Annotated in this window: 22 protein-coding genes; 12 read left to right on the top strand and 10 right to left on the bottom strand. The window is 71.2% G+C overall.

The features are described 5' to 3' along the window. Window positions 1-297 precede the first annotated feature (297 nt). The 4 genes from ACH4FH_RS02525 to ACH4FH_RS02510 are packed head-to-tail and all read left to right on the top strand — an operon-like array spanning window position 298 to window position 6,404. The gene (locus ACH4FH_RS02525; RefSeq protein ID WP_398553861.1) at window positions 298-720 is read left to right on the top strand and encodes an SseB family protein; all 423 of its coding nucleotides are present in this window, start codon (window positions 298-300) and stop codon (window positions 718-720) included. Next, complete coding sequence (locus ACH4FH_RS02520; RefSeq protein WP_398553860.1) at window positions 720-1,343, top strand: hypothetical protein; 624 nt, start codon at window positions 720-722, stop codon at window positions 1,341-1,343. Before ACH4FH_RS02525 ends, ACH4FH_RS02520 begins: the two co-directional genes overlap by 1 nt. 2 nt (window positions 1,344-1,345) lie before the next feature. After that, window positions 1,346-6,133 carry a putative T7SS-secreted protein gene (locus ACH4FH_RS02515; RefSeq protein ID WP_398553859.1) on the top strand — a complete coding sequence of 1,596 codons (4,788 nt, stop codon included), beginning with the start codon at window positions 1,346-1,348 and terminating at the stop codon, window positions 6,131-6,133. A 22-nt stretch (window positions 6,134-6,155) separates the two neighbouring features. Further along, window positions 6,156-6,404, top strand: a complete 249-nt coding sequence (locus ACH4FH_RS02510; protein ID WP_398553858.1) for a hypothetical protein — start codon at window positions 6,156-6,158, stop codon at window positions 6,402-6,404. 335 nt (window positions 6,405-6,739) lie between these two features. Here the strand turns inward: ACH4FH_RS02510 and ACH4FH_RS02505 are convergent, their stop codons facing one another. Beyond that, window positions 6,740-8,539: an ABC-F family ATP-binding cassette domain-containing protein gene (locus ACH4FH_RS02505; protein ID WP_398553857.1), complete on the bottom strand. Its 1,800-nt coding sequence runs from the start codon at window positions 8,537-8,539 to the stop codon at window positions 6,740-6,742. Window positions 8,540-8,777: 238 nt separating this feature from the next. On the opposite strand from ACH4FH_RS02505, the gene ACH4FH_RS02500 reads away from it, so the two are divergent. Beyond that, window positions 8,778-9,515 carry an alpha/beta hydrolase gene (locus ACH4FH_RS02500; protein WP_398553856.1) on the top strand — a complete coding sequence of 246 codons (738 nt, stop codon included), beginning with the start codon at window positions 8,778-8,780 and terminating at the stop codon, window positions 9,513-9,515. A gap of 102 nt (window positions 9,516-9,617) precedes the next feature. Here ACH4FH_RS02500 and ACH4FH_RS02495 read toward each other — a convergent pair whose 3' ends face one another. The 6 genes from ACH4FH_RS02495 to rsmI all read right to left on the bottom strand — a co-directional run bounded on the left by ACH4FH_RS02495 (window position 9,618) and on the right by rsmI (window position 15,597). Further along, window positions 9,618-10,517, bottom strand: a complete 900-nt coding sequence (locus tag ACH4FH_RS02495) for a 4-(cytidine 5'-diphospho)-2-C-methyl-D-erythritol kinase (protein WP_398553855.1) — start codon at window positions 10,515-10,517, stop codon at window positions 9,618-9,620. After that, a complete protein-coding gene (gene rsmA / locus ACH4FH_RS02490; RefSeq protein ID WP_398553854.1) occupies window positions 10,514-11,422 on the bottom strand; it encodes a 16S rRNA (adenine(1518)-N(6)/adenine(1519)-N(6))-dimethyltransferase RsmA in 909 nt (302 codons plus the stop codon). The genes ACH4FH_RS02495 and rsmA overlap by 4 nt, the downstream gene beginning before the upstream one ends. A 73-nt stretch (window positions 11,423-11,495) precedes the next feature. Continuing rightward, window positions 11,496-12,947, bottom strand: coding sequence for a ubiquitin-like domain-containing protein (locus ACH4FH_RS02485; protein WP_398553853.1), 1,452 nt, complete (start codon window positions 12,945-12,947; stop codon window positions 11,496-11,498). A gap of 140 nt (window positions 12,948-13,087) precedes the next feature. After that, window positions 13,088-14,008, bottom strand: a complete 921-nt coding sequence (locus ACH4FH_RS02480; RefSeq protein WP_398553852.1) for a TatD family hydrolase — start codon at window positions 14,006-14,008, stop codon at window positions 13,088-13,090. A 33-nt stretch (window positions 14,009-14,041) separates the two neighbouring features. Further along, entirely contained in the window at window positions 14,042-14,488 is a 447-nt protein-coding gene (locus ACH4FH_RS02475) for a hypothetical protein (protein WP_398553851.1), read from the bottom strand. Between the two features lie 215 nt (window positions 14,489-14,703). Continuing rightward, the gene (gene rsmI / locus ACH4FH_RS02470; protein ID WP_398553850.1) at window positions 14,704-15,597 is read right to left on the bottom strand and encodes a 16S rRNA (cytidine(1402)-2'-O)-methyltransferase; all 894 of its coding nucleotides are present in this window, start codon (window positions 15,595-15,597) and stop codon (window positions 14,704-14,706) included. A 98-nt stretch (window positions 15,598-15,695) separates the two neighbouring features. On the opposite strand from rsmI, the gene ACH4FH_RS02465 reads away from it, so the two are divergent. From ACH4FH_RS02465 to ACH4FH_RS02455, 3 genes are all read left to right on the top strand, one after another. Continuing rightward, window positions 15,696-17,432 carry a dolichyl-phosphate-mannose--protein mannosyltransferase gene (locus tag ACH4FH_RS02465; protein ID WP_398553849.1) on the top strand — a complete coding sequence of 579 codons (1,737 nt, stop codon included), beginning with the start codon at window positions 15,696-15,698 and terminating at the stop codon, window positions 17,430-17,432. Window positions 17,433-17,648: 216 nt separating this feature from the next. After that, window positions 17,649-18,056, top strand: coding sequence for a YciI family protein (locus ACH4FH_RS02460; RefSeq protein ID WP_398553848.1), 408 nt, complete (start codon window positions 17,649-17,651; stop codon window positions 18,054-18,056). A gap of 16 nt (window positions 18,057-18,072) precedes the next feature. Continuing rightward, a complete protein-coding gene (locus tag ACH4FH_RS02455; protein WP_398553979.1) occupies window positions 18,073-19,251 on the top strand; it encodes an RNA polymerase sigma factor in 1,179 nt (392 codons plus the stop codon). 55 nt (window positions 19,252-19,306) lie between these two features. Here the strand turns inward: ACH4FH_RS02455 and ACH4FH_RS02450 are convergent, their stop codons facing one another. Continuing rightward, window positions 19,307-20,614 carry an MFS transporter gene (locus tag ACH4FH_RS02450; protein ID WP_398553847.1) on the bottom strand — a complete coding sequence of 436 codons (1,308 nt, stop codon included), beginning with the start codon at window positions 20,612-20,614 and terminating at the stop codon, window positions 19,307-19,309. A 186-nt stretch (window positions 20,615-20,800) separates the two neighbouring features. On the opposite strand from ACH4FH_RS02450, the gene ACH4FH_RS02445 reads away from it, so the two are divergent. From ACH4FH_RS02445 to ACH4FH_RS02430, 4 genes are all read left to right on the top strand, one after another. Further along, window positions 20,801-21,682: a helix-turn-helix domain-containing protein gene (locus tag ACH4FH_RS02445; RefSeq protein WP_398553846.1), complete on the top strand. Its 882-nt coding sequence runs from the start codon at window positions 20,801-20,803 to the stop codon at window positions 21,680-21,682. A gap of 143 nt (window positions 21,683-21,825) precedes the next feature. Next, window positions 21,826-23,481, top strand: coding sequence for a penicillin-binding transpeptidase domain-containing protein (locus ACH4FH_RS02440; protein ID WP_398553845.1), 1,656 nt, complete (start codon window positions 21,826-21,828; stop codon window positions 23,479-23,481). A gap of 77 nt (window positions 23,482-23,558) precedes the next feature. Next, the gene (locus ACH4FH_RS02435; protein WP_398553844.1) at window positions 23,559-23,702 is read left to right on the top strand and encodes a hypothetical protein; all 144 of its coding nucleotides are present in this window, start codon (window positions 23,559-23,561) and stop codon (window positions 23,700-23,702) included. Then, window positions 23,699-24,577 (top strand): EamA family transporter, encoded by an 879-nt coding sequence (locus tag ACH4FH_RS02430; protein ID WP_398553843.1) that lies wholly within the window; start codon window positions 23,699-23,701, stop codon window positions 24,575-24,577. Before ACH4FH_RS02435 ends, ACH4FH_RS02430 begins: the two co-directional genes overlap by 4 nt. 34 nt (window positions 24,578-24,611) lie before the next feature. Here ACH4FH_RS02430 and ACH4FH_RS02425 read toward each other — a convergent pair whose 3' ends face one another. Both ACH4FH_RS02425 and ACH4FH_RS02420 read right to left on the bottom strand, forming a co-directional pair. After that, window positions 24,612-25,397: an SDR family NAD(P)-dependent oxidoreductase gene (locus ACH4FH_RS02425; RefSeq protein WP_398553842.1), complete on the bottom strand. Its 786-nt coding sequence runs from the start codon at window positions 25,395-25,397 to the stop codon at window positions 24,612-24,614. Between the two features lie 79 nt (window positions 25,398-25,476). Next, entirely contained in the window at window positions 25,477-26,730 is a 1,254-nt protein-coding gene (locus tag ACH4FH_RS02420) for a serine hydrolase domain-containing protein (protein WP_398553841.1), read from the bottom strand. Between the last annotated feature and the right edge of the window lie 9 nt (window positions 26,731-26,739).

The following is a 26,739-nucleotide window of genomic DNA, read 5'->3' as shown; positions in this document are numbered from 1 at the left end:
AATGCGGGACTCCCGGCCAATCGGGGCTGGTTGGCGCCGGGCGCGGCCAACCGAGTCGGCAGCATGGCGACTTCGTGAGGATTGCTGACGTGTCGCGGTGCGCCGCCACAAAGGCCCACAGGTCCGGCACCCCTGCCCAATCAGCGTTGCGAACGACCACTCCCTCCCTTCCACCCCGAATACTTGAACTCAAAAAGACAATTGGGCCGGTTTTCGCGACCCGGAACCCAAAGGCGCGGTGTCAGTGCCATGTGTCATGGTGGTGTCAGATCGAGGGGAATCGGGGGAAGGGCCGTCATGTCTTTGGCCGACGAGGTAGCAGCAGTCCACGAAGGGCAGGCTGATCCAGCCGCCCTGGTGGGGGAATTCCGACGCACACACATCTTGATACCCGTCGCCAACGACTCTTTGATGTCGGCCGACTTGGACGGCATCCGCTGGCTGTACGCATTCACCGACGAGGAAGCCCTCGCGCGCTTCGCCACGTCGCGGGGCAGCGAGCCGGACACCGAGTGGCACTACCTCACCGCATCCGGCGCGCGAGTCCTTGACGTGCTGATTCCGGCCATCGAGGGGCCGACGGGTGTCGCACTGGACGCGGGCAGTGAGCAGGGGATGCTCTTCCCGCCGGTGGCGGGGATCGTGCCGGACTCCGTGGCTCTTGACGTAGAGGCCGCAGCCCTGGACACATCGAACAATGCACTCGGGGGGAACCGATAGTGGGACTGATCGACAACGCGGGGTACAAGCTCGACCCCGAGGCATTCGAGCAGATCACCAAGGGCATCAAGGCCGCGACGGCCGAACTTAAGGAGCTCGGCTTCGATATAGAAGCCCAAACTGGTCGCGGCTTCGACGAATTAGCCTTGGACAACGTGGAATGCGGCGATGACGGCGTCGCTTCCGCACTCGAATCGTTCTGCGACCGCTGGGGCTGGGGCGTTCGCACGATGATGCAGGACGCCAACGAGTTCTCCCGGAAGCTGGGCCTGTCCGCCGGTCTCTATTTCGAGGAGGAACAGTACCTCTCCAGCACTCTCAAGCAGACGGTGAACGCCGCGATGGGCGACCCTTCACTGTCCGCTGAAAAAGTCAAGGACAAGACCTGGAGCCAGATAGGCAGCGACAATCCGTACACCCAGTTCCGGGACGGGGATTGGGACCCGAACTCCAAGGAATCGATCAAGTCCGGCATGGAGGTCGCCGAGGCCGGGCGTCAAGTCGGCCATGACTTCACGTCAATTCCGGACAGGCTCGCCAACGGAGGCGAGGATCCAGCCGACAAAAAGGTCACACTCGGGTCGTTGAAGCCCCGCCACACGGACGGAGGCGACGAGAAGTGAACATGTTCTCCTCCGCCTTCAACAAGTTCGGCAAGGGCGTTGAGGGCTTGGGCGAGGCGATCGGCCGCGGTGCCGGCGAGGTTGCCGAGCACGGTGCCGACTTCGTGGGCGACGGCCTGGAACTGCTGGGGGCGGATGACGCGGCGCAGTCCGTACGGTCCGGCGGCGACAAGCTGGCCGGAGCCCTGGGCGCCCACGTCAACGAGCGCCAGCTGGACGAGACTGACGACCCCAAGCAGCTCATTCACGGCGACGCGACCAAGATCCACGAAACGGCCTCGCACCTGAAGGACTTCTCCCAGGCCTTCGACCGGGTGGCTGACGGGATGCGCAAGATCGGCACCGGTGACGCCTGGGGCGGCAAGGCAGCGGACAACTTCCGTGAAAAGTTCGAGATGCACCCCAAGCAGTGGATGCACGCGGCAGATGCCTGCGACGACGCATCAAAGGCCCTGAAGTCCTATGCAGAAACGGTTACCTGGGCTCAGGGCAAGGCTTCCGACGCCATCGAGAAGTACCGCAAGGCGACGGAGGCCAGCCAGAGAGCAGCGGATGCCTATGCGAACGCGGTCGATACGTACAATTCGCGGGCCAGCGGCTGGAATGCGGCCGCGAAACTCGGAGGCGACGCGGGCCCGAAGCCGCAAAAACCCGCCGATTTCGTAGATCCGGGCTCAGACGGCCGCGAGGCCGCGCAGGACATCCTCAAAAGCGCCCGCAGCCAGCGCAACGAAGCTGCCGAGCGCGCCCATCGCGCGCTCGTCAGCGCCCAGGCCCACGCCCCGCAGAAGCCGGAATTCACCGACCTGGCGGGGGCGGCCCTCAAGGACGGCGCCACGGCCTTCGTGGTCGAGAGCACACACCTGGCCGGCGGCGCGCTCCGAGGTGCCTCGGAGACCCTGAAATTCGCCCGCACCATGAACCCCCTCGACCCTTACAACCTGAGCCACCCCTGGCAGTTCAGCGCAAACGTCTCCACCACGCTGCTGGGTCTGGCCTCCATACCGCTCCACCCCATCGACACCGCCAAGGGCCTGGTCGGCGGCGGCTGGGGAAGCGACCCCTTCGACTCCATCGGAGCCCTGGCCCCCAACCTGCTCGGCGGCAAGGGCATCGGCGGGCTGGGGAGAGGGGCGGCACGAGCGGGAGCAAAGGACCTCGGCAAAAGCGCGGCCCGCGACGCCGCCAAAGAGGGCGGCAAGCGGACCGTCATGGACCGGGCCCGCACGCGGTGGTGCAAGACCTTCGGCAACGACCCCATCGACATGGCCACCGGCCGCATGGTCCTGCCGCAGACCGACATCGCCCTCCCCGGCAGCCTCCCCCTCACCTTCACCCGCACCTTCGAGTCGTCCCACCGAACGGGCCGTTGGTTCGGCCCGACGTGGATGTCCACCGTCGACCAGCGCCTGGAGATCGACGCCGAAGGAGTCATCCTCATTGGCGAGGAAGGCAACTTCCTCCTCTACCCGCACCCGGCTGTAGGCGTGCCCACCGTGCCCGTCGAGGGCGAGGGCCGCCCGCTCGAACGCACCCCGGACGGCGACTACGTCCTCACGGACCCGGCCACCGGCATGCGCTGGTACTTCACCACCTACACCGACGGTCTCGCCGTCCTCGACGAGATATCCGACCGCCGCGGCAACCATCACACCTTCGACTACACCGAAGACGGCACCCCCACGGCCATCACCCACAGCGCCGGCTACCGCCTCCTGCTCACCACCGACGAGGGCCGCATCACCGCCCTCCACCTCGCCGGCGCAGCCCCCGACGGCAGCGACCAGCTCCTGATGACGTACGGCTACGACGACGCCGGCAACCTCATCACCACCACCAACTCCTCCGGCCTCCCGCTCCGCTTCACCTACGACGACGACGGCCGCATCACGTCCTGGACGGACACCAACGACAGCAGCTACACCTACGTCTACGACGACGATGACCGCTGCACCTCACAAGGCGGCATCGAAGGCCACCTCCGCGCCCACTTCACCTGGGGCGACCCGGATCCCGTAACGGGCCTGCGCACCAACCTCTTCCACAACTCCCAGGGCGGCGTTACCCGCTATGAGGTCAACGACCGCCACCAGATCGTCGCGGAGACCGACCCCACTGGCGCCACCACCCGTACGGTCCGCGATGCCAAGCACCGCATCCTCTCCACCAGCGACCCCTTGGGCCGCACCACCCACTTCACGTACGACGACGAGGGCCGCCCCACCATCGTCGCCCTCCCCGACGGTTCCACCGCCACCACCAGCTACAGCGACCTGGGCCTGCCCCTGACCACCACCGGTCCGGAGGGCACCACCTGGACCCACACCTACGACGCCGACGGAAACCGCACGGCCACCACCGACCCCACCGGCGCCGCCACCAGCTACACCCACGACACCCGCGGCCACGTTTCCTCGGTCACCGACGCTCTCGGCAACACCACCCGCCTCTACTGCAACGAGGCCGGCCTACCGCTGACCGTCACCGATCCCCTGGGCGCCACCACTCACTACCGGCGCGACGCCTTCGGCCGCACCGCCTCCGTCACCGACCCACTCGGCGAGACCACCCACATGGTGTGGACCGTCGAAGGCAAGCTGGCAGCCCGTATCGACGCCACCGGCGCCACCGAGGAGTGGACCTACGACGGCGAGGGCAACCGCACCTCCCACACCGACGCCATCGGTCAGACCACCCACTTCGAATACACCCACTTCGACCTGCTGACGGCCCGCACCGACCCCGACGGCGTCCGCCACGCCTTCACCCACGACACCGAACTGCGCCTCACCCAGGTCACTAACCCCCAGGGGCTGACCTGGAACTACTCCTACGACGCCGCCGGGCGTCTGATATCCGAAGCCGACTTCGACGACCGTGTGCTGACCTACGCGCACGATGCTGCCGGGCAACTGACCAGCCGCACCAACGCGTTGGGCGAGGTGACGGCCTACACCCGTGACACCCTCGGCCGCATCACCGAGAAGAACGCCGCAGGGCTGCTGACCACATACACCCACGACTCCAGTGGCCAGCTCCGCCAGGCCGCCAACGCTGACGCCACCGTCACCTACACCCGCGACATCCTCGGCCGCGTGACCAGCGAGTCCGTCAACGGCCGCACCATGGCGTTCACCTACGACGCCCTGGGCCGCCGCACCTCCCGCACCACCCCTACCGGCCACACCACCACCTACACCTACGACCGTGCCGGCAACCGCACCGCTATGGACATCGCCGGCCACGTCCTCACCTTCGACCACGACGCCGCCGGCCAAGAACTCACCCGCACCATCGGTGACAACCTCGCCCTCACCCACACCTGGGACCCCACCGGCCGCCTCACCAGCCAATCGCTCACCACAGAAGCCACCGGCACTCGACAATCCCCCACCGGGGCGGACCGCGCACAGAACTCTGCCGCTGCCGAAGCCCAACGGATGCTCCAACGCGGCTACACCTACCGCCCAGACGGCAACCTCACGGCGATCGACGACTCCCACACCGGCCGCCGCACCTTCGACCTCGACCGCGCCGGCCGCGTCACCGCCGTCCACGCCACCGACTGGACCGAGACCTACGCCTACGACGACGCCGGCAACCAAACCCACGCCACCTGGCCCGACCACCACGCCAACCCGTCAGCCCGAGGCGACCGCACCTACACCGGCAGCAGCATCACCACAGCCGGCGCCGTCCGGTACGAGCACGACGAGCTCGGTCGCGTAACCCTCCGCCAAAGGGCCCGAATCTCCCGCAAGCCTGACACCTGGCGCTACACCTGGGGCCCCGAGGGCAACCTCGCCTTCGCTTCCCCTCCCGACGGCTCGATGTGGCTCTACGCGTACGACCCGCTGGGCCGACGCACCACCAAGGAACATCGCGCCTCCGACGGCGCCACCGTTCTGGAACGCATCGACTTCACGTGGGACGGCACCACCCTCGTGGAGCAGGTCACCCACACCCCCGGTCCCACCATGCCCCTCTCCCTCACCTGGGACCATCGAGGCCTCACCCCGATCGCCCAGACAGAACGCAAACTGCGCGCCCCGGAAGGCGTACCTGGGCGCAGGTCACCCGACCTTTCCCAGGCCCCCCAATCCGTCATAGACGAACGCTTCTTCGTCATAGTCACCGACCTTGTCGGCGTCCCTACCGAACTCATCAACGAGACCGGCGCTATCGCCTGGCACAGCCGCACCACCCTCTGGGGCACCACAACCTGGAACCGCACCGCCAGCGCCTACACCCCACTCCGTTTCCCCGGCCAATACTTCGACCCAGAGACTCAGCTCCACTACAACCACTTCCGATACTACGAGCCCGACACAGGACGGTATTGCTCGACGGACCCGCTGGGTTTGCTACCTGCAGACAACCAGTTGACCTACGTAAAAAACCCACACCACTCCGTCGATCCCCTCGGTCTATTCAATTGCGAAGGCAGCGGAATTGAGAACCCTGCAACACCCGAGGAGATTTATGAAATAAACAAGAGATACGAGGGAACTCACCTTCAATATGGCAGTCCCGAAAACACCATGATGAACGCAAGTCGCTATAATGGGTTCTGGGATAAAGTCGCCGTGCACGTTCGAGACATCGCAGGAAACCATATGTTCAATAATGGCAACAAACGCACAACGTTCGACATCGTGAATCATCTCATCGAGCGGAACAATATCATCCCAGCCCCAGACCATCAGGAGATCTGGCGAGCTATCGGGGCAACCGGGAAGGGTGAAATCCATGAGATACCAGAAATCGTAAAAATGTTGCGCGGATTCTGACTCAATAAGGAGATTCCACCCAATGGACGTAGAGATGATAATGCAGGAACTAGCAGAGACGGGAGCGTCCCCGTTGATCAAATGTGATGGCGAGAGGGCTCTCGCAGGCGGCAGGCCCTGGACGTTCGTCATCGCAGGGGGCCCTTTCACGGATGCCGGGTATGTACACCGGGAAGATATAACCCTCGATGAATGCCTCAAAAAAGGTCTGCACTCGGTGAAAGAAAAGTTCCCAGAGTGGGAGTGGGTCGACCTCCACCTCGAAGATTAAAGCCTTCCGCGAATCACATTCCAGGAGAGATTCCGAATGCCGAATTCAGCACTACCGTCTGCAGCTTCCTCAGTGAACTCAACGTTCAAAAGACGTCACGGTAAGCTCTACACAGACGCCGCGGGGGCCGGTCACGCCGCCGACTCAGGATAAGCCCCCCTGCGTGAGTCGTCCGCACACGGAACTCACGGCTGCGTGGCCGTCGCGTTCATGCGCTTCGAACTCTGGGAGATAACAAACAAATCCGGGACGGACCGGCGACCGCTCCCAATGCATTCGCCTCGCCCGATACCGGACCTCCCCGATATCGGCCCTCCGCAAGAGCCACCCAGCCCCTACGCCTCCTCCGCCAACTCCAGCCACCGCATCTCCAACTCATCCTTCTCCGCTGTCAGTTCCCGCAGCTGGGCGTCGAGGCCGGCTACCTTCTCGAAGTCCGTCGCGTTTTCGGCGATTTGGGTGTGGAGCTTGGTTTCCTTGTCGACGATCTTGTCCAGTTGGCGTTCGATCTTCTGGAGTTCCTTCTGGGCGGCGCGGTTGACGGCGGCGGCCTTCTTGGGGGCCGAGGTCTGCTGCGCGGGGGCCGGCACGGCGGCGTCGATCACCTGCTTGCGGCGCTCCAGGTACTCGTCGAGGCCGCGCGGGAGCATGCGGAGGGTGGCGTCGCCGAGGAGGGCGTGGACGCGGTCGGTGGTGCGCTCGATGAAGTAGCGGTCGTGGCTGATGACGATCATCGAGCCGGGCCAGCCGTCGAGGAGGTCCTCCAGCTGGGTCAGGGTCTCGATGTCGAGGTCGTTGGTGGGCTCGTCGAGGAAGAGGACGTTGGGCTCGTCCATGAGGAGGCGCAGGATCTGCAGGCGGCGGCGCTCACCGCCTGAGAGGTCGCCGACCGGCGTCCACTGCTTCTCCTTGGTGAAGCCGAACTTCTCGCAGAGCTGGCCTGCGGTCATCTCCCGGCCCTTGCCGAGGTCGACGCGCTCGCGCACCTGCTGGACGGCCTCCAGCACCCGCAGTGTCGGGGCGAGTTCGCCGACCTCCTGGGAGAGGTAGGCGAGCTTGACGGTCTTGCCGACGGTGATGCGGCCGCCTGCCGGCTGCGCTTCGCCCTCGGTGCGGGCCGCCTCGGCGAGCGCCCGGAGCAGAGAGGTCTTGCCGGCACCGTTGACGCCGACGAGGCCGATCCGGTCACCGGGGCCCAGCTGCCAGGTGAGGTGCTTGAGCAGCACCTTGGGACCTGCCTGGACGCTGACGTCCTCCAGCTCGAAGACGGTCTTGCCCAGGCGGGAGTTGGCGAACTTCATCAGCTCGGTGGTGTCACGCGGCGGCGGTACGTCCGCGATCAGCTCGTTGGCGGCCTCGATGCGGAAGCGCGGCTTGCTCGTACGGGCGGGGGCGCCGCGCCGCAGCCATGCCAGCTCCTTGCGCATCAGGTTCTGCCGCTTGGTCTCTTCGGTGGCGGCGATCCGCTCGCGCTCGGCGCGCGCGAAGACGTAGTCGCTGTAGCCGCCCTCGTACTCGTGGACGTCGCCGCGCTGGACGTCCCACATGCGGGTACAGACCTGGTCCAGGAACCACCGGTCGTGGGTGACGACGACGAGGGCGGAGCGGCGGGCCCGCAGATGTCCGGCCAGCCAGGAGATGCCCTCGACGTCGAGGTGGTTGGTGGGCTCGTCGAGGACGATCAGGTCCTGCTCGGCGATGAGCAGTTTGGCGAGGGCGATGCGGCGGCGTTCGCCTCCGGAGAGGGGGCCGATGACGGTGTCCAGGCCATGAGTGAAGCCCGGCATGTGCAGATCGCCGAACAGGCCGGTCAGGACGTCGCGGATCTTGGCGTTGCCGGCCCACTCGTGGTCGGCGAGGTCGCCGATGACCTCGTGCCGGATGGTGGCGGCCGGATCGAGCGAGTCGTGCTGGGTGAGGACGCCGAGGCGCAGGCCGCCGTTGTGGGTGACCCGGCCGTTGTCCGTGGTCTCCAGCTTGGCGAGGATCCGGATCAGGGTGGTCTTGCCGTCCCCGTTGCGTCCGACGACGCCGATCCGGTCCCCCTCGTTGACGCCGAGGGAGACACCGTCGAGCAGGGCACGGGTTCCGTACACCTTGCCGACGGCTTCCAGATTGACGAGGTTGACGGCCATCTCACTCCTGCGGTGGTTCACATGAATCGACGTTCCCAGCCTAGTCGGCGGGCGGAACGGCTCGGCCCGGGCGTATGTATCCAGCCGATGGCTCCGGCGCCCGGCGCGCAGGCTTGTCGTCGGCGACAGCAGGCGGCCGTCACCTTCCGCTGTTGCGTCGTGATCGACGTCGGGCCGTGACGGCTGTTGGGCCGCGGTCACTGTCGGGCTGTGACGACCGTTGGATAGCGTGCTCGCCATGACTTCGGACACGGGTGCGACGGTGGAGACGGAACGCGGGCTGGTCTACGGGCCGAGCGGCAAGCGGCTGGACGTCCACCGTCCGGCGGGGGCGCCCCGGCCGGCGCCGACCGTGCTGATCTGGCACGGCATCGGGCCCGACGAGCGGGATGTCCTGGAACCACTGGCGCGCACGGCGGCGGCGCACGGCCTGCTGGTGCTCGTACCGGACTGGCGCTCGGACGCCGCGGACGGCGGCCGGTCGCAGCTGCTGGAGTCGCTGGCGTTCGTCCGCAAGGAGGCGGGCGGGCTGGGCGGCGACGGGGAGTCGTTCGTGCTGGCCGGCTGGTCGGCCGGGGCGCCGGCGGCGCTGGGTGTCGCGCTGCGGCCCGAGGTGGCGGACGGTTGGCGGCCGGCGGCGGTGGTCGGTGTCGCGGGCCGCTACGACCTTCCGGCGTTCACCACCGGCGCGGTTCCGCTGGCCGATCTCGCCGCGGGCCGGGACCCGGCCGTGCCGGTCCACCTCGTCCACGGCAGCCGCGACACCCTCGTGGACGCCCAGCACTCCCGCGACCTGGCCGAGGCGCTGCGCGCCGCGGGCCGGTCGGTGACGCTGCGGGAGACGGGGACCGACCATGCGGGCGCGATCATGACCGAGTACGACCCCGCGACGAACCGCTGCCTGGCGACGACCGCCGAACACGCCGTGGAGGCGGGCCGGTTGGTGGCCGAGGTGCTGGCAGCGGCGGCCGCGTAACGCACCCGCGCACCCGAGCACACCCGCGCGCCCGACGCCGAGGTCAGTCACCGCCCGGACGGCGGTCGCCCCGATGTCGCGGCGACCGCCCGGAACATCGCCCTAGAGCACCGTCGCGCCCGGCGCCGGGGAGTTCGCCACCCGTACCGCGCGGCAGGTGCCGGAGGCGAGCAGCGCCTGGGCCACCTTCTCCGCCGCCTGGGCGTCCTCGACCAGGTAGGCGGTCGTCGGCCCGGAGCCGGAGACCAGCGCCGCCAGGGCGCCGGCCTCCGTACCGGCCTTCAGGGTCGCGGTGAGCTCGGGGCACAGGGAGAGCGCCGCGGGCTGGAGGTCGTTGGCCAGCGTCGCGGCGAGCGCGGTGGCGTCACCGTCCCGCAGTGCGGCCAGTAGTTCGGGGGCCGCCTCGGGCTCGGGTACGTCCGTGTCCGCCGTCAGCCGGTCGAACTCGCCGTAGACGGCCGGGGTGGACAGCCCGCCTTCGGCGACCGCGAAGACCCAGTGGAAGGTGCCGCCGACGCTGAGCGGCGTCAGCAGCTCGCCCCGGCCACGGCCCAGCGCCGCGCCGCCGACCAGGCTGAACGGCACATCGCTGCCCAACTCGGCGCAGATGTCGAGCAGTTCCTCGCGGGAGGAGCCGGTCGACCACAGGGCGTCGCAGGCCAGCAGGGCTGCCGCGGCGTCCGCACTGCCGCCGGCCATGCCGCCCGCGACGGGGATGTCCTTGGTGATGTGCAGGTGGACGTCCGGCGAGATGCCGTGCCGGGCCGCGAGCAGTTCGGCGGCGCGGGCCGCGAGGTTCGTGCGGTCCAGCGGGATCCGGTCGACGTCGTGGCCCTCGGCGGTGATCGTCAGGGCGTCCGCCGGGGTGGCGGTGACCGTGTCGTGGAGGCCGACGGCGAGGAAGACGTTGGCCAGGTCGTGGAAGCCGTCGGGGCGGGCCGCGCCGACCGCCAGCTGGACGTTGACCTTGGCCGGCACCCGTACGGTGATCGAGCCGCTCATGCCGATGCCTCCCTGATGCCCGGGGCGCCGCCCGGTCCCTTGTGCTCCGCGATCCGTGCGAACTCCTCGACGGTCAGTGCCTCGCCGCGGGCCTGCGGCGAGACGCCCGCCGCGACCAGCGCGGTCTCGGCCGCCGCGGCCGACCCGGCCCAGCCGGACAGCGCGGCCCGCAGCGTCTTGCGGCGCTGGGCGAACGCCGCGTCGACGACGGCGAAGACCTCGTTGCGGCTCGCCGACGTCTCGATCGGCTTGTCGCGGCGTACGAGCGAGACCAGCCCGGAGTCGACGTTGGGCGCGGGCCAGAAGACGTTGCGGCCGATGGAGCCGGCCCGCTTGACCTCGGCGTACCAGTTCGCCTTGACCGACGGCACGCCGTAGACCTTGTTGCCGGGGCGGGCCGCCAGCCGGTCGGCTACCTCGGCCTGCACCATGACCAGGGTGCGGTCGATGGTCGGGAACGTGGCGAGCATGTGCAGCAGCACCGGCACCGCGACGTTGTAGGGCAGATTGGCGACCAGCGCGGTCGGCGCCGCACCGGGCAGCTCGGTGACCTGCATGGCGTCCCGGTGGACCAGCGCGAAGCGGTCGGCGCGCTCGGGCATCCTGGCCGCGACGGTGGCCGGCAGCGCGGCGGCGAGCACCTCGTCGATCTCGACGGCGGTGACCCGGTCGGCCGCCTCCAGCAGCGCCAGGGTCAGCGAACCGAGGCCGGGGCCGACCTCGACGACGACATCGTCGGGACGGACACCGGCGGTCCGCACGATCCGGCGGACGGTGTTGGCGTCGATGACGAAGTTCTGCCCGCGCTGCTTGGTGGGGCGCACGCCGAGCGCGGCGGCCAGCTCGCGCACATCGGCGGGTCCCAGCAGAGGCCCGGACTCGTCGGTGGTGCTGCTCTCAGTCATGCCGAAGCCTCGCTGCGCGCCGTCGCGGTCGCCCGCCGTGCGCGCCTTTCCGTTGTTCGCTCGCTGCGCTCGTTCACCGGTGAAGCTTACGGCCGCAGACCGGCCACGGGCTCGCCCCCCGGGTGATGTAGAGCTTCTTGGCGCGGAAGGTCTGTTCCAGGGCCGGTGCGTCCTGCGGGCGGCCGGTGCCGCCGAGGCGCTGCCAGGTCGCGACGTCGAACTGGTAGAGGCCGCCGTACGTGCCCGAGGCGTCGACGGCGTTGGGCCGGCCGCCGGCCTCGCACCGGGCGAGCGCGTCCCAGGCGAGGTGGTCGGCGCCCTGCACCGAGGTCGGCAGGATCTTGGTGCCGATGTGCACGATCTGCGGGCGGGGCTTGCGGACGACGTGGGTGCCCAGCCGCTTCGGCTTCTCCGCGACGCCGTTGACGGTGCGCAGCCGGTAGGTGACCCGCCGCACGCCGGGGCGGCCCTGCTGGACGACGGCCTCCGTGCCGCGGGTGAGCTGCGGGTCGATCCGCTTGATCGTGCGGAACGGGACGGACTCCTCGCGGACCTCCCTGGAGCCGGTGATGCGCAGCACCGAGACGGTCTGGCCCTCCCGGGGGAAGCTGTCCTGCGGCACCGAGGTGGTGTCCTCGTCGCGCAGGGCGAGCCCGGTTTCGGCCAGGGCCTCCCGGACGGTGGCGGCGTTCGTGCGGACGCGGTACTCGCGGCCGTCGGCGACGAAGACCACCGAGCGCTCGGTGCGTACGGCCAGCTCCAGGCCGTGCCGATCGATGCGCCGGGAGCGGGAGAGGGAGAGGAAGGCGCCCTCGGCGCGGACGCCCAGCTGGCGCAGGGCGGCGTCCACCGTGTCCGCGGTGGTCCACACCTGGCGGCGCTCTCCGTCGATGGTCAGCACCACCGGCCGGCCGTGCCGGACGACGACGTCGTCGCCGCTGCTGAGCACGGTTCCGCGGGCGGGCGCGACGATGTCGTGCCGGCCGATGTCGAGGTGTTCGTCGGCCAGCAGGTCGTCGACGTCGTCGGCGAAGGTGTGCAGGGTGCGCGGGGTGCCGTCGACGGTGAGGCGGACGGCCTTGTCGTGGGCGATGAAGGCGGTGGTGCCGCCGGCGAGGAAGGCGACGACGAGGGCCCGCGGCAGCAGCCGGCGCAGTGCCTCGGGGGAGGTGCCGTGGCGCCTGCGGCGGCCGGTCTGGCGGACGGCCCGGCGGGCGGCGGCCCGGCCGCCGGGGGCCGGGAGGACCGGAGCGGGCCGGAGGCTCCCCGGGGCCGGCGCGGGCGAGGTCCCCGTCTGGCGGGGCGTCAGGCCGGACGGGCCGGGTGGACCGGACGGGGTACGGAGGTCGTGGCGCTGGTACGGCGCCCTCTGCACGTACGGCGACTTCACCTCGAACGACGCCTTCGCGTCGTACGGTGCCTTCGCCTCGTACGGTGCCTTCGCCTCGTACGACGATCCGGCGGCGCCCGGGTTCCGGCCGCGGCGGCCGCGCGCGGCGCGGTGGCTGCTCTGCGAATGACTCACGACGCTCCACATGCCACAGATGCCTCCACATGCCACAGATGCGGTGGACGGCCGAATGTAGCGGAGGGGAGGTAACTCTCCAAAGTCGACCCGCTACGGAGTGTGACCAGCGGGCGGCGTGGGCCTGCCTCGGGAGGCGGTCAGCAGTCGAAGGCGCGTGCCGTGTTCGCCGCGACGGCCGACGCCAGCGCGTCCTCCGTCATCCCCTTGACCTCGGCCATCGCCCGGAGGGTGACCGGAATGAGATACGGCGCGTTGGGCCGGCCGCGGTAGGGCGCGGGGGTCAGGAACGGCGCGTCGGTCTCCACGAGCACCAGTTCGGGAGGGGCAACGGCGAGCGCATCGCGCAGCGGTTGGGCGTTCTTGAAGGTGACGTTGCCGGCGAAGGACAGGAAGTAGCCGGCCGCCGCGCAGATCTTCGCCATCTCCGCGTCACCGGAGAAGCAGTGGAAGACGACCCGCTCGGGCGCGCCCTCCTCCCGCAGGATCCGCAGCACGTCCTCGTGCGCCTCCCGGTCGTGGATGACCAGGGCCTTGCCGTGCCGCTTGGCGATCTCGATATGGGCGCGGAAGGACCGCTCCTGGGCGGCCATGCCGTCGGGCCCGGTGCGGAAGTGGTCCAGGCCGGTCTCGCCGACGCCGCGTACGTGCGGCAGGGCGGCCAGCGCGTCGATGCGGTCGAGTGCGGCGTCCAGGGCACTGTCGCCGCCGGGCTCCCTGGCACCCTGCCGCGACCATCCGTCCGGGTCGCCGAGGACGATCCGGGGCGCTTCGTTGGGATGCAGTGCGACGGTGGCCTGCACGCTGTCGTGGGCGGCGGCCGTGTCCGCGGCCCACTGCGAACCTGCGAGGTCGCAGCCCACCTGCACCACGGTGGTGACGCCCACCGAGGCGGCCTTGGCGAGCGCCTCCTCGACGGTGCCCTCCTGCATGTCCAGGTGGGTGTGCGAGTCCGCGACCGGCACCCGAAGCGGTTCGGGCAGCGGCGGCGGCGCGTCCTTCGCGGGCTTGGCCGGCTCGGCGGGCTTGCCGGGTGCGGGGGTCTGGGCTTGCTGTGCCATGGCCGCGATCCTACGAGGACCGCGGCCCGCGGCTCACTTGTGGTGGTGCTGGAAGGGACGCAGCAGGTCGGAGAGGTGCCAGTGGTGGCGTCCGGCGGGCTCCGGGGTGCTGCCGGTGCCCTCGCCGGCCGCGGATTCCGCAGCCTGCACGCGCCCGGGCCCACGGCGTTGGTGCAGGCCGGCGATCGCATCGGAGACCATCGAGACCTGGCCGGCACGCATGATGCGCACCACGTTGCCACCGCAGTTCCGGCAGACGGGCTGGGTCAGTGGGGACGGCACGCGCTCGCCGTCCGCGTAGTAGACGACGTGCAGCTCGCCATTGGCGTCGACGGGGTGGGCTATCTCGTAGGCCTGCTCCCAGCCGTGGCCGCATTGCATACAGGCGAAGGCGTACGCCTCGTGCGCCATGGAATCTGTGTGGGAGGCGGGGCCGGCGGTGCTGCCGGTGGCCGGGCCGGTTTGTGCGATCTCGCTCATGTGCCGCTCCTCTTGTCCGCTGGACAAGGTCTTTGGGGACCGAACGTCGAACGTCCCGTCCTCAGTGGACGCCTTTCCCGGCCGCGGCGCAGCAGTCCTTCTTCCGTATTGGCCCAGATTTGGCGGGCTGTAGGGAAAAGGCCCCGCTGTGGGGGCCTTCGCTTTACCTTCCAGGCCCGTCATTTACCTTCTGACGGGTCGGTTCGCGCCACGCCCTACGCGGGGCCCCTCCCGGCACCCTTCTCAGCGCCCTTGTCAGCGGCCTTCGCGGCGTTCTTCGCGGCGACCACCGCGTCGAAGACCTCGCGCTTGGGCAGTCCGGCGTCCGCCGCGACCGCGGCGATGGCCTCCTTGCGCCGCTCCCCCGCGTCCTCGCGCACCTGGACCCGGCGCACCAGCTCCTCCGGGTCGAGGTCCTGCGGCCCGGTGTCCGGGGCGCCCTCGACGACGATGGTGATCTCACCGCGTACGCCCTCCGCCGCCCACGGGGCGAGCTCGCTCAGCGGCCCGCGCTTGACCTCCTCGTACGTCTTGGTCAGCTCGCGGCAGACCGCGGCCCGCCGGTCCGCGCCGAAGACCTCCGCCATCGCGGCGAGCGTGTCGTCCAGGCGGTGCGGGGCCTCGAAGTAGACCAGGGTGCGGCGCTCGTCGGCGACCTCCCGCAGCCGGGAGCGCCGCTCGCCCGGCTTGCGGGGCGGGAAGCCCTCGAAGCAGAAGCGGTCCACCGGCAGGCCGGACACGGCGAGGGCGGTGAGCACCGCGCTGGGGCCCGGCACCGCGGTGACCTTGATGCCGCGCTCGACGGCGGCGGCGACCAGGCGATAGCCCGGGTCGGACACCGACGGCATCCCGGCGTCGGTGACCAGCAGGACCCGCGCGCCGCCGGCCAGCGCATCGGCCAGCTCCGGCGTCCTGGCCGCTTCGTTGCCCTCGAAGTACGACACCACCCGCCCGGTCGGCGCGACCTCGAGCGCCTGCGTCAGGCGGCGCAGCCGGCGGGTGTCCTCGGCTGCGATCACATCGGCGGCCGCGAGTTCGGTGGCGAGCCGCGGCGGGGCGTCCGCGACGTCGCCGATGGGCGTCCCTGCAAGTACCAGCGTTCCAGTCACGCCCCCATCCTCCCAGCCCGTTCGGACGACGCCGCGCCGCGAGACGCCGGAACCCGTCCGGCGGCGCGGCGCACCGGTCCACAGGCGGTTTCCCTACGATGGGCCGGGTGACGAGTGACACCGCGGCCGACGCCGACGCCCACCGCGCCGGGGAGCCGGCCCAGCAGCCCCCGGGGTGGCAGCGGCGGCTGCGCCGCTTCGGGTACGTCCGCCGAGGGCCGGCCGATGTCCGTGAGCGGCTGGTGCCCCCCTTCCCCGCGCCGGGCAAGCGGGTGTGGGGAGTGCTCGGGGCGGGCCCGTCCGCCACCGACCGGCTCGCGCGCTGGTCGGGCTGGGGCGGGCCGCTGCTGGTGGCGCTGTTCGCGGGGATCCTGCGGTTCTGGAATCTCGGCAGTCCGCGCAAGGTGATATTCGACGAGACGTACTACCCCAAGGACGCCTGGTCGCTGCTGCAGTACGGCTACGAAGGCACCTGGGCGAAGACCGCCAACGACGCGCTGATCGGGCACCCGGCGAAGATCCTGCTCACGCCCGAGCACTCCTATGTCGTGCATCCGCCGATGGGCAAGTGGCTGATCGCGGCGGGTGAGTGGGCGTTCGGCATGAACCCCTTCGGCTGGCGGTTCTCCGTCGCGCTGCTCGGCACGCTGTCGGTGCTGCTCGTCTGCCGTATCGGCCGCCGGCTGCTGCGTTCGACGGCGCTGGGCTGCCTGGCGGGCGGTCTGCTGGCGGTCGACGGCCTGCACTTCGTGATGAGCCGCACCGCGCTGCTCGACCTGATCGTGATGTTCTGGGTGGTGGCCGCCTTCGGCGCTCTGCTGGTGGACCGGGACCGCACCAGGGCCCGGCTCGCGGCGGCGCTGCCGGTCGACGGGGAAGGTGTGGCGCGGCCGGACGCGGACGTCGGCGACCGGCTGCGGCTGGGGTGGCGGCCGTGGCGGATCGCCGCCGGACTGTGCCTCGGCCTGTCCGCCGCCACGAAGTGGAACGGCCTGTACTACCTCGCGGCGTTCGCCCTCATGGCGGTGGTGTGGGACATGGCGGCACGGCGTACGGCCGGCGCCCGGCACCCCTTCCGCGCGGTGTTGCGCCGCGATGTGCTGCCGGCCTTCGGCGCCACCGTCATCGTCGCGCTCGCCACCTACCTCGCGTCCTGGTCCGGCTGGCTCGCCACCAAGGGCGGCTACTACCGCGACTGGGCGACGAGCCCCGACGGGCGGACCGGCTCGTGGACCTGGCTGCCGGACTGGCTGCGCAGCCTGTGGCACTACCAGACCGAGGTCTACTCCTTCCACACCGGACTGACCACGCCGCACACCTACCAGTCCAACCCGTGGAGCTGGCCGGTGCTCGGCCGGCCGGTGTCGTACTTCTACGAGGACCCCAAGGCCGGCCAGGACGGCTGTACGGCGGCCGAGGGCTGCGCCCGCGAGGTGCTGGCCCTGGGCACCCCGCTGCTGTGGTGGGCGGCGTGCTTCGCGCTGCTGTACGTCCTCTACCGCTGGCTGTTCCTGCGGGACTGGCGGGCCGGTGCGATCGCCTGCGGTATAGCGGCCGGCTACCTGCCCTGGTTCCTCTACCAGGAGCGGACCATCTTCCTCTTCTACGCCGTGGTGTTCGTCCCGTTCCTGTGCCTGGCGCTGGCCATGATGATCGGCGCGATCATCGGGCCTCCGGGCTCGTCGGAACGCCGCCGCACCATCGGCGCGGTGGGCGCGGGCGTCCTGGTCCTCCTCATCATCTGGAACTTCATCTACTTCTATCCGCTCTATACGGGGATGCCGATCCCCAAGTCGGCCTGGCACAACCGGATGTGGTTCGACACCTGGGTGTAGCGGGGGCGTTGGCCCGTCCGGCAGTACCGACCCGTCGCCAACGGTCGTTGGCGACCGCATGTGGGCCGTCCCTCGGACGGCCCACAGACGGCACCGGCTCGTGCGGGTAGGGCCTGTCCGATGGATCGGCGCGGCGATGTCGAGAATCCGTGACTGGCTCCGTCCCTGTAGTGAACGCGGCCACAATGGGCCGCACCAGTACCGAGGAGACCCACGATGGCCAAGTACCTGCTGCTGAAGCACTACCGCGGCGCCCCGGCTGCGAACAACGACGTGCCCATGGACCAGTGGACGCCCCAGGAGATCTCGGACCACGTGCAGTACATGAACGACTTCGCGGCCCGGCTGGAGAAGACCGGCGAGTTCGTCGACGGCCAGGCGCTCGCCCCCGAGGGGACGTGGGTCCGCTACGACGGTGAGGGGCGCCCGCCGGTCACCGACGGTCCGTTCGCGGAGACCAAGGACCTCATCGCCGGCTGGATGATCATCGACGTCGACACCCACGAGCGCGCCGTCGAGCTGGCCGGGGAACTGTCGGCCGCCCCGGGCAAGGGCGGGGAGCCGATCCACGAGTGGCTCGAACTGCGCCCGTTCCTGACCGAGGCACCCACCATCACGGAGTGACCGAGTGACCTCTGAGGTGAACGAGATCCTGCTCCGGAGCCTCACGCCGAGCGTGCTCGGCATCCTCGTCCGCCGCGGAGCCGACTTCGCGGCGGCCGAGGACGCCGTGCAGGACGCGCTCGTCGAGGCGGTCCGCGTCTGGCCGGCCGACCCTCCGCGCGATGCGAAGGGCTGGCTGGTCACCGTGGCCTGGCGCCGGTTCCTCGACGCGACCCGGGCGGACGCCGCCCGCCGCCGGCGTGAGGACCTCGTCGACGAGGAGCCGGCGCCCGGGCCCGCGTCGGCGGTGGACGACACGCTCCAGCTCTACTTCCTGTGCGCCCACCCCTCGCTGACGCCGTCGTCGGCGGTCGCGCTCACGCTGCGCGCAGTCGGCGGGCTGACCACCCGCCAGATCGCCCGCGCCTACCTGGTGCCCGAGGCGACCATGGCGCAGCGCATCAGCCGGGCCAAGCGCACCGTCTCCGGCGTGCCGTTCGACCGGCCCGGCGACGTCGCCACCGTGCTGCGTGTCCTCTACCTGGTCTTCAACGAGGGCTACTCCGGCGACGTCGACCTCGCCGCCGAGGCCATCCGGCTCACCCGGCAGCTCGCGGCCGCGATCGACCACCCCGAGGTGGCGGGGCTGCTCGCCCTCATGCTGCTCCACCACGCCCGGCGTCCCGCCAGGACCGCGCCCGACGGCAGCCTGGTGCCGCTCGCCGAGCAGGACCGCGGCCGGTGGGACACCGAGTCGATCGCCGAGGGCGTCGAGATCCTGCAGGCGGCGCTCGTCCGCGACCGGCTGGGCGAGTTCCAGGCCCAGGCCGCCATCGCGGCACTCCACGCCGACGCGCCCACCGTCGAGGAGACCGACTGGGTGCAGATCGTCGAGTGGTACGACGAGCTGGTGCGCCTGACCGACAGCCCGGTCGTCCGGCTCAACCGCGCGGTCGCCGTCGGCGAGGCCGACGGACCACGCGCCGGCCTGGCGGCCCTCGCGGCGCTGGACGACTCTTCCGCAAGTTCTCGGCTTCGCTCGAGCGGGGGAGACCCCATCCCCCGCCACACCGCGGTGGCGGCGTACCTCCACGAGCGCGACGGCGACCTGACGACGGCGGCACGGCTGTACGCGGAGGCGGCCCGAAAGGCATCCAACCTCGCCGAGCGCGACCACCTGACGCGCCAGGCCGCCCGTCTCAACGCCGGCGGGTGACGCCGGCGGGGCGCGGTGCGGTGCGGCGTCGGCACCTGGAAATCCCGCCGCGGGCTCAGCCTCGGTAACGCGCTCGGCCCACTGCCGCGGCGAGGGTCAGGGGGACGGTCAGCACGGCGGCCGTCAGGAAGAGCCCCTGGTAGGCGTGGTGTTCGGCGGGTGCGGCGGCGAGGGTGCCGGCCAGGGCACTGCCGACGTAGAGGGCGAGTCCGAACATGGCGACGCCGGTGGCACGGGCCGTCGGGGAGAGGGCGGTGGCCCAGGACTGGATCGTGGAGTGCATGAACGACCAGCCGCCGCCGAGCAGCAGCGCCGTCAGTGCCAGCGCGGGTACGGAACGGCTGCCGGCGGCGACGCCGAAGCCCAGGCCCATCTGCACCCCGCCGGCCACGATCAGCCGCACCGGCGTCCACCTCCCGACCAGCCGCTTGACCATCCGGGCCGCCGCCATCGAGCCCACGCCGTACAGCGCGGAGACCGCGCCGGCCAGCGTCGCCGAGGCGCCCTGGGACTCCAGTGCGGGGGCGACGTACGTCAAGAAGCCGAGCAGGACGGCGCCTTCGAGCATCGCCACGGCCATCACGTACCACTGCCGGCCGGAGCGCAGCACCACCCTGATCGGGGCGAACAGGGAGCCCGCCGGTGGGCGGGCGGGCTCCGGCAGGCGGCGCAGGGCGACGGTCAGACAGACGGCGATCAGGCCGGGGAGCGCGAAGACCGGTCGCCAGCTCACGTAGTGCGCCAGGGCTCCGGCGACGACCGTGGCCACCGCCGTGCCCAGCGCGAACGCGGTCATCAGTTCGCTGAGCGGCCGTTGCCGGACCGCGGCGGGCACGGTGTCACCGACGTAGGTGAGGGACGCGCCGATGGAGGCGGCGAAGAAGGCGCCGGCCGCGGCGCGGGCCACGATCAGGACGGGCGCGTCCGGCGCGAGCGCCGAGGCGAGCGAGGCGACGGCGGCCCCGGCGAGGGAGAGGCGCATCACCCGCACTCGGCCCAGCCGGTCGCCGGCCAGTCCCCAGACCGGCTGCATCAGGCCGTAGCAGAGGAAGTAGCCGCCGACCGCCGGCATCACGGCCGACAGCGGGACGCCGAGTTGGGTGCCGATCAGCAGCAGCATCGGCGTGATGCAGAAGCGGTCGAAGTTGCTGACGAAGCCGGCGGCGCGCAGCAGCCGCAGTGCGGCGGCGGGTAATCCGGGGGCCGGGTGGGCGGTGTCGCGGTTGTCTGGGTTGCCTGGGTTATCTGGGTGGTCTGGGTTGTCGGGGGCGCCGGCGGGGCCCGTGGCGTCGGTGGCTCGGGTCCCGGTGCCGGGCGTGCCGGGGGCGGGGGTGTTGGGGGCGGGGGTGTCGGTGGTGCCCAACGAAAAGCTCCTCTCCGTTCCGTGCCGGTCCGTTCGGGCCGGCAGCTCCAGACCATCACCGTGGCGGCCCCTCACCGGGCCCCAGCCGATTACCCTTTGTCACACCCTGCCGGGCACTGCGCGGCGCCGGGACCAAGGGCAGAGACAGCAGTGACAGGCAGCGATTCACGGGGAGGAGCGGCCGGCATGCGCGGCGCCGGACCGGCGGAGAACGCACGGGCGGGCACCCCCACCGGGCGCGGACCGGCGAGCGGCCCGCGCCGTGAGCTGGGTGCCTTTCTGCGCTCGCGCCGCGAGCGGCTCGCTCCGGACGAGGTGGGGCTGCCCGGCTCGCCGCGGCGCCGCACCCCGGGTCTGCGGCGCGGCGAGGTCGCCGAGCTGGCCGGGATCAGCAGCTCCTGGTACGCGTGGCTGGAGCAGGGCCGGGTCCGTACGTCGGAGCAGGTGCTGCGGTCGGTGGCGCGCGCCCTGCGGCTGGACGCGGACGAGACCGCACACGTCATGTCGTTCGTGGAGCGCACCGAGCCGGCCGGGCAGCCGCCGGGCTGGGTGTCGCGGAACCTGCTGTCGCTGGTGGAGGCGCTGGCGCCCCACCCGGCCGTGGTACTCGACCCGCACTGGGACCTGCTGGCCTGGAACAGCGGCTACGCGGCGCTGCTGACCGACCCGGCGCGGCTGGCGCCCAAGCAGCGCAATCTGCTGTGGCTGGTCTTCCGCTGGCCGCCGGCCCGCTCGCTGCTGGCCGAGTGGGAGGGCGAGGCGCGGAGTCTGCTCGGCCAGTTCCGGGCGAAGGCGGCCCGCCATCCGCAGGACGGCCGGTACGCCGAGATCACCGAGGAGCTGCTGGCCGATCCGGACGCGGCCCGGTGGTACGAGGGCCGGGAGACCTCGGCCTTCCATCCCGCCGTGCGGCACTTCCGCCACCCGGTGGGGGGTGATCTGCGGCTGCGGTACGTCAAGCTCGCCGCCGTCGAGGAACCGGGCCATCACTTCCTGGCCTACCTGCCCGACGACCGGGCGTCGGAGACGGCGTTGGGCACGCTCGCCGGGCCGCGAACAGGCGTATGACGCGTGCGCGTCACAGATTGTGGATACCGCGTCACCGGACCGTGCTCTGATCGAGACTCACGGTTTCCCCGTGTCCCTTAGAGTGCGACGCACGTTCTTGTGTGCGTATTCAAGGACGAGGCACTCGGGAGGGAATAGGTGGCATGCGCCGTGAGGTGAAGTACGGGCTGATCGGCGGATCGGTGGCCCTGGTGGCGGGAGTCGTCGGCGGTTTCACGCTGTTCGGCGGCTCGGACGAGTCGTCCCCGCAGGAGGTCAGGTCGGCGGACTCGGCACCGGGCGACAACTCGCCCAAGGTGCAGACCGGTCCGCTGACCGCCAAGGAGGTCCACACCACCACGCAGGCGTTCCTGACCGCCTGGCAGTCCGGCGACGCCGCCAAGGCCGCCGCGCTGACCGACAGCCCGGACACCGCGAAGAGCGCGCTGGAGACCTTCAGCAAGCAGGCGAAGTTCTCGAAGGTGACGCTCACTCCTGGCAAGGCCACCGGTGACACCGTGCCCTACACGGTCGCCGCGCAGATCGGCTTCAAGGGGACCACGGCACCGTTCTCGTACCGCACCTCGATGGACGTGCAGCGCGACACCGGCACCGGCAAGCCGCGCATCGCGTGGAAGGCCTCGGTGCTGCACCCCGACCTGGCCAAGGGCGACGAGCTGCGCACCGGCGAGGCCGAGGCGCCGCCGATCAAGGCCGTGGACCGCAACGGCACCGAGCTGACGCCCGCGTCGCACCCGGCGCTGACCGGCGTGCTGGAGAGCCTGCGGGACAAGTACGGCGACAAGACCGACGGCAAGCCCGGCGTGGAGCTGTTCATCCACCGCGCCAAGGCCGCGAAGGCCGCCGAGCAGCAGCCCGACAAGACGCTGAAGGTGCTCTCCAAGGGCACGCCCGGCACGCTGAAGACCACCCTGGACGCCAAGCTCCAGACAGCCGCGGAGAACGCGGTCAAGGGCAAGAAGGCGGCGTCCACGACCGCGATCAAGCCCAGCACCGGAGAGATCCTGGCGATCGCCAACTCCCCGGCGAAGGGCTTCAACGTCGCCACCCAGGGCTCGCTCGCCCCCGGTTCGACGATGAAGATCGTGACGGCGGCGATGCTGATGGACAAGGGGCTGACGTCGCCCGGCAAGGCGCACCCGTGCCCCAAGTACGTGACCGTCGGCGGCTGGAAGTTCCAGAACCTCGACAAGTCCGAGATCCCCAAGGGCACCTTCGCCCAGAGCTTCGCGGCGTCCTGCAACAACGCCTTCATCTCGCAGGCGGAGAAGCTCAGCGACGACGACCTGACGAAGGAAGCGCGGGACGTCTTCGGCATCGGCCTGAACTGGCAGACCGGCATCCCCAGCTTCGACGGCAATGTGCCGGTGCAGAGCGACGCGCAGATGGCGGCCTCGCTGATCGGCCAGGGCGGTGTGCGGATGAACCCGCTCAACGTCGCCACGCTCGCCGCGACGGTCCGCGCCGGCTCCTTCCACCAGCCGTACATCGTGTCGCCCTCGCTCGACAACCGGACGCTCGCCAAGGCGCCGCGCGCCATGAAGCCCGGCACCGCGGCCGGACTGAAGTCGCTGATGCGGCTGACGGCGACCTCCGGCACCGCCGCCGAGGCGATGTCCGGCATCGGCGGCGACATCGGCGCCAAGACCGGCTCCGCCGAGGTCGACGGGCAGAAGAAGCCCAACGCCTGGTTCACCGCCTACCGCGACGACCTGGCCGCGTCGGCCGTCGTCCCGGCGAGCGGCCACGGCGGCTCCAACGCGGGCCCGGTGGTCCGCGCCATCCTCAACGCAGGCTGACCCCGCCGGGGCGCCCGCCCGGCGCCCCGGTGGAATCGGTTCGCATGGCCCGTACAGCTTTCGCTAGCGTGCGGGCCATGAGCGATTCCGCGTCCCCCACGCCCACCGCCGCGACCACCAGCATCTCCCCGGCTCCCCCGGGAGGCGCCGCAGCGCTTGCCGCCCCGGGCACGGCCGTCGAGGCCCGCCCCGCGAACGACGTGCGCGAGCGCACCGCGTGACCCCGCTCGTCGTCGTGGCGGTCCTGATAGCGGCCGTCACCCACGCCGGGTGGAACGCCATCGCCCACGGGATACGCGACCAGCTCCTCGCCTTCACCCTCGTCGGCGGCGGAGGCGCGCTCTGCGGTGCCGTCCTGGCCGCCTTCACGCCGCTGCCGGCCGCCGACGCCTGGCCCTTCCTGCTGGGCTCCGCCGTCCTGCACGTCGTCTACCAGGCGCTGCTGATGCAGTCGTTCCGGCTGGGCGAGTTCGGCCAGATGTACCCGATCGCCCGGGGCACCGCGCCGCTGGTCGTCACGGTCCTCGCCGCCGTCTTCGTGCACGAGATCCCGGACACCTGGGCGCTGGCCGGTGTCGTCCTGGCCTCGGCGGGCCTGGTCGGCGTCGCCCTGTGGGGCATCCGCGGTGCCCGCCCGAAGGGCTCCGAGGCCACCGCAGGGTCGTCCGTCCACTGGCCGGCGATCACCGCCGCGCTCGCCACCGGGCTCGCCATCGCCGCGTACACCACCGTCGACGGCCTCGGCGTCCGCGCCTCGGGGACCTCACTCGGCTACATCGCCTGGCTGATGGTCCTCGAAGGGGTGGCCATCCCCGCCTACGCTCTCGCCACCCGCCGTCGCGCGCTGCTCACCCAGCTGCGCCCGATCGCTCTGCGCGGGCTGCTCGGCGGAGTCCTGTCGGTCTTCGCGTACGGCCTGGTCCTGTGGGCGCAGACCAAGGCACCGCTCGCCCCGGTCGCGGCCCTGCGGGAGTCCTCCATCATCGTCGGCGCCGCCATCGGCGCGGTGTTCTTCAAGGAACGCTTCGGCGCTCCGCGTATCGCCGCGGCGGGTCTGATGGTGGTCGGCATCGGCCTGATGCTGCACGCGGGGTAGCCCGCGGACGCCGGCGGCCTCGCCGCCGCCCGGCTCAGCCGCCCAGCAGCGCCTTGCGGAGCTCGGTGTTGGCGTTCAGCACCCCGCCGTCGACGGGCAGGGTGATGCCGGTGACCCAGGCGGCGTCGGCGGAGGCCAGGTAGGCGACCGCGGCGGCGATGTCCTCCGGGCGCCCCACCCTGCCCAGCGGATAGGCCCGCGCGGCGCGCCGCAGCGCGTCCTCGTGCCCGTCCCAGTTGGGGGTGTCGACCGTCCCCGGGGCGACGAGGTTGACCCGCACGCCTTGGGGCGCGGCGCGGCCGGCGAGGGTGCGGGTCAGGCCGGCCAGGCCGGCCTTCGCGGCACTGTAGGCGTGGTTGCCGAAGTCCTGGATGCCGTTGACGGACCCGATGTTGACGATCGCGCCACGGCCGCCGGCGGCGGCCAGGTGCGGCAGCGCGGCCCGTGCGCAGCGGAACGCCCCGCCGAGTGTGATGTCGAGATCCGCCGCCCAGTCCTCGTCCGGCTGGTCCTCGAACGCCGGGGTGTCGGGGTGGCAGGAGGAGGCGTTGTTGACCAGCACGTCGAGCCCGCCGAACCGCTCGGCCGCGTAGGCCACGGCGGCTTCCACCGCGGCCCGGTCGGCCACGTCGCACGCCATCGCCTCGGCGTCGCCACCTGCCGCGCGGATGCCCTCCGCCGCGCGGTCGGCGCGTGCTCCGTCGAGGTCGGTGATCAGTACCCGGGCGCCCTCGTGGGCCAGCCGCCGCGCGGTGGCCTCCCCGATGCCCCGGCCCGCGCCGGTGATCAGCACCCCGTACCCGTCGAATCGCCGCGTCATGGCTCCGCCCTTCACCGCCGCACCGTCCGGCCGGGTGTCCCCGGCCTGTGTGCTCTCTACCCAGTGCGGGTGCCGGGGCTCATCCCGCGGCGCGGACCGCCGCGGCCAGCCCCCGCACCAGCGCCTGGGCGCGCGGGTCGGCCGTCACGTTCTGCTGCATCCCGTTGGTGGTGTAGCCGAAGGAGAGACCGCTCTCGGGGTCGGCGAAGGCGAGGGCGCCGCCGCGGCCGGGGTGGCCGAAGGAGCCCCGCGCCAGGAGCGGGGCGGCCGCCCCGTGGAGCATGAAGCCGAGGCCGATGCGGGTGTTGACGACGAGGGTGCGGTCGGGGCCCGCGGACTCCTCGGTGCGTGCCAGGGTCAGCGTCGCGGGGGCGAAGAGGCGGGGGTGGCCGTCGACGGCACCGATGAGGGCGGCGTAGCAGCGGGCCAGGGAGCGTGCCGTGGCGATGCCGGCGGAGGCGGGGAGTTCGGCGGCGCGGTAGGACGCGGCGTTCTCGTCGGGCGCCGGGGAGATCGCGGCGAAGGCGCGGCGGGTGAGCGAGGCGGGGTCGAGGTAGGCGTCGGTGACGGACTGCTTGGGGCGTACCCGCAGGCCGGCCGAGGCGGCCGGGGCCGGCGTCTCGATCTCGGCGAGCCGGCCGACGCGGGAGTGCAGCTCGCGCGGGAGCCCGATCCAGAGGTCCAGGCCGAGCGGGCCGGATATCTCCTCGGCGATCCAGTTGCCGATGCTGCGACCGGTGATGCGCGCGACGAGTTCGCCGATCAGCCAGCTGTAGGTCTGTGCGTGGTAGCCGTGGTCCTCGCCGGGGGTCCAGGCGGGGGCCTGGGCGGCGACCGCGGCCGGGCCGCTGACGCCGTCGATGGCCTGCTCGGGGGTGAGCGGGGTGTCCAGGACGGGCAGTCCGGCGCGGTGGGAGAGGAGGTGCCGGACCAGTACGCGGTCCTTGCCCGCTGCCTTGAACTCGGGCCAGTACGTGCCGACGGGCGCGTCCAGGTCGAGCTGTCCGCGCTGGTGCAGCAGGAGCGGGACGACGGCGGCGATGCCCTTGCTCGCGGAGCGCACCAGCATCGCGGTGTCCGCCTCCCAGGGCGCGGCGGGCCCGTCCTGCGGGCCGTCGGCGGCCGCCCCGTCGGCGGGGGCGTCCGGTCCGCCGTCCCCGTGCTTGGTGCCGCCCCACAGGTCGACGACCTTGCGCCCGTGCCGGTACACGGCGACGGCCGCGCCCCGCTCACCGCGCTGTGCGAAGTTTGCCGCGAAGGCGTCCCGGACCGGCTCGAAGCCGTCCTCGACCGTGCCCTGGACGTCCACCACTGATTCCTGCTTCCCACTCATCCGTCGCGT

It is taken from the genome of Streptomyces sp. NPDC017993, assembly GCF_044328065.1.
Lineage (GTDB): Bacteria > Actinomycetota > Actinomycetes > Streptomycetales > Streptomycetaceae > Streptomyces.
Note: the sequence above shows the minus strand (reverse complement) of the source record. Positions and strands in the feature narration are given on the sequence as shown.

Coding starts and splice junctions, on each gene's coding strand:
- ACH4FH_RS02525 (WP_398553861.1), top strand. CDS start 298: ATGTCTTTGGCCGACGAGGTAGCAGCAGTCCACGAAGGGCAGGCTGAT.
- ACH4FH_RS02515 (WP_398553859.1), top strand. CDS start 1,346: ATGTTCTCCTCCGCCTTCAACAAGTTCGGCAAGGGCGTTGAGGGCTTG.
- ACH4FH_RS02510 (WP_398553858.1), top strand. CDS start 6,156: ATGGACGTAGAGATGATAATGCAGGAACTAGCAGAGACGGGAGCGTCC.
- ACH4FH_RS02505 (WP_398553857.1), bottom strand. CDS start 8,539: ATGGCCGTCAACCTCGTCAATCTGGAAGCCGTCGGCAAGGTGTACGGA.
- ACH4FH_RS02500 (WP_398553856.1), top strand. CDS start 8,778: ATGACTTCGGACACGGGTGCGACGGTGGAGACGGAACGCGGGCTGGTC.
- ACH4FH_RS02495 (WP_398553855.1), bottom strand. CDS start 10,517: ATGAGCGGCTCGATCACCGTACGGGTGCCGGCCAAGGTCAACGTCCAG.
- rsmA (WP_398553854.1), bottom strand. CDS start 11,422: ATGACTGAGAGCAGCACCACCGACGAGTCCGGGCCTCTGCTGGGACCC.
- ACH4FH_RS02480 (WP_398553852.1), bottom strand. CDS start 14,008: ATGGCACAGCAAGCCCAGACCCCCGCACCCGGCAAGCCCGCCGAGCCG.
- ACH4FH_RS02475 (WP_398553851.1), bottom strand. CDS start 14,488: ATGAGCGAGATCGCACAAACCGGCCCGGCCACCGGCAGCACCGCCGGC.
- ACH4FH_RS02465 (WP_398553849.1), top strand. CDS start 15,696: ATGGGCCGGGTGACGAGTGACACCGCGGCCGACGCCGACGCCCACCGC.
- ACH4FH_RS02460 (WP_398553848.1), top strand. CDS start 17,649: ATGGCCAAGTACCTGCTGCTGAAGCACTACCGCGGCGCCCCGGCTGCG.
- ACH4FH_RS02445 (WP_398553846.1), top strand. CDS start 20,801: ATGCGCGGCGCCGGACCGGCGGAGAACGCACGGGCGGGCACCCCCACC.
- ACH4FH_RS02440 (WP_398553845.1), top strand. CDS start 21,826: ATGCGCCGTGAGGTGAAGTACGGGCTGATCGGCGGATCGGTGGCCCTG.
- ACH4FH_RS02435 (WP_398553844.1), top strand. CDS start 23,559: ATGAGCGATTCCGCGTCCCCCACGCCCACCGCCGCGACCACCAGCATC.
- ACH4FH_RS02425 (WP_398553842.1), bottom strand. CDS start 25,397: ATGACGCGGCGATTCGACGGGTACGGGGTGCTGATCACCGGCGCGGGC.
- ACH4FH_RS02420 (WP_398553841.1), bottom strand. CDS start 26,730: ATGAGTGGGAAGCAGGAATCAGTGGTGGACGTCCAGGGCACGGTCGAG.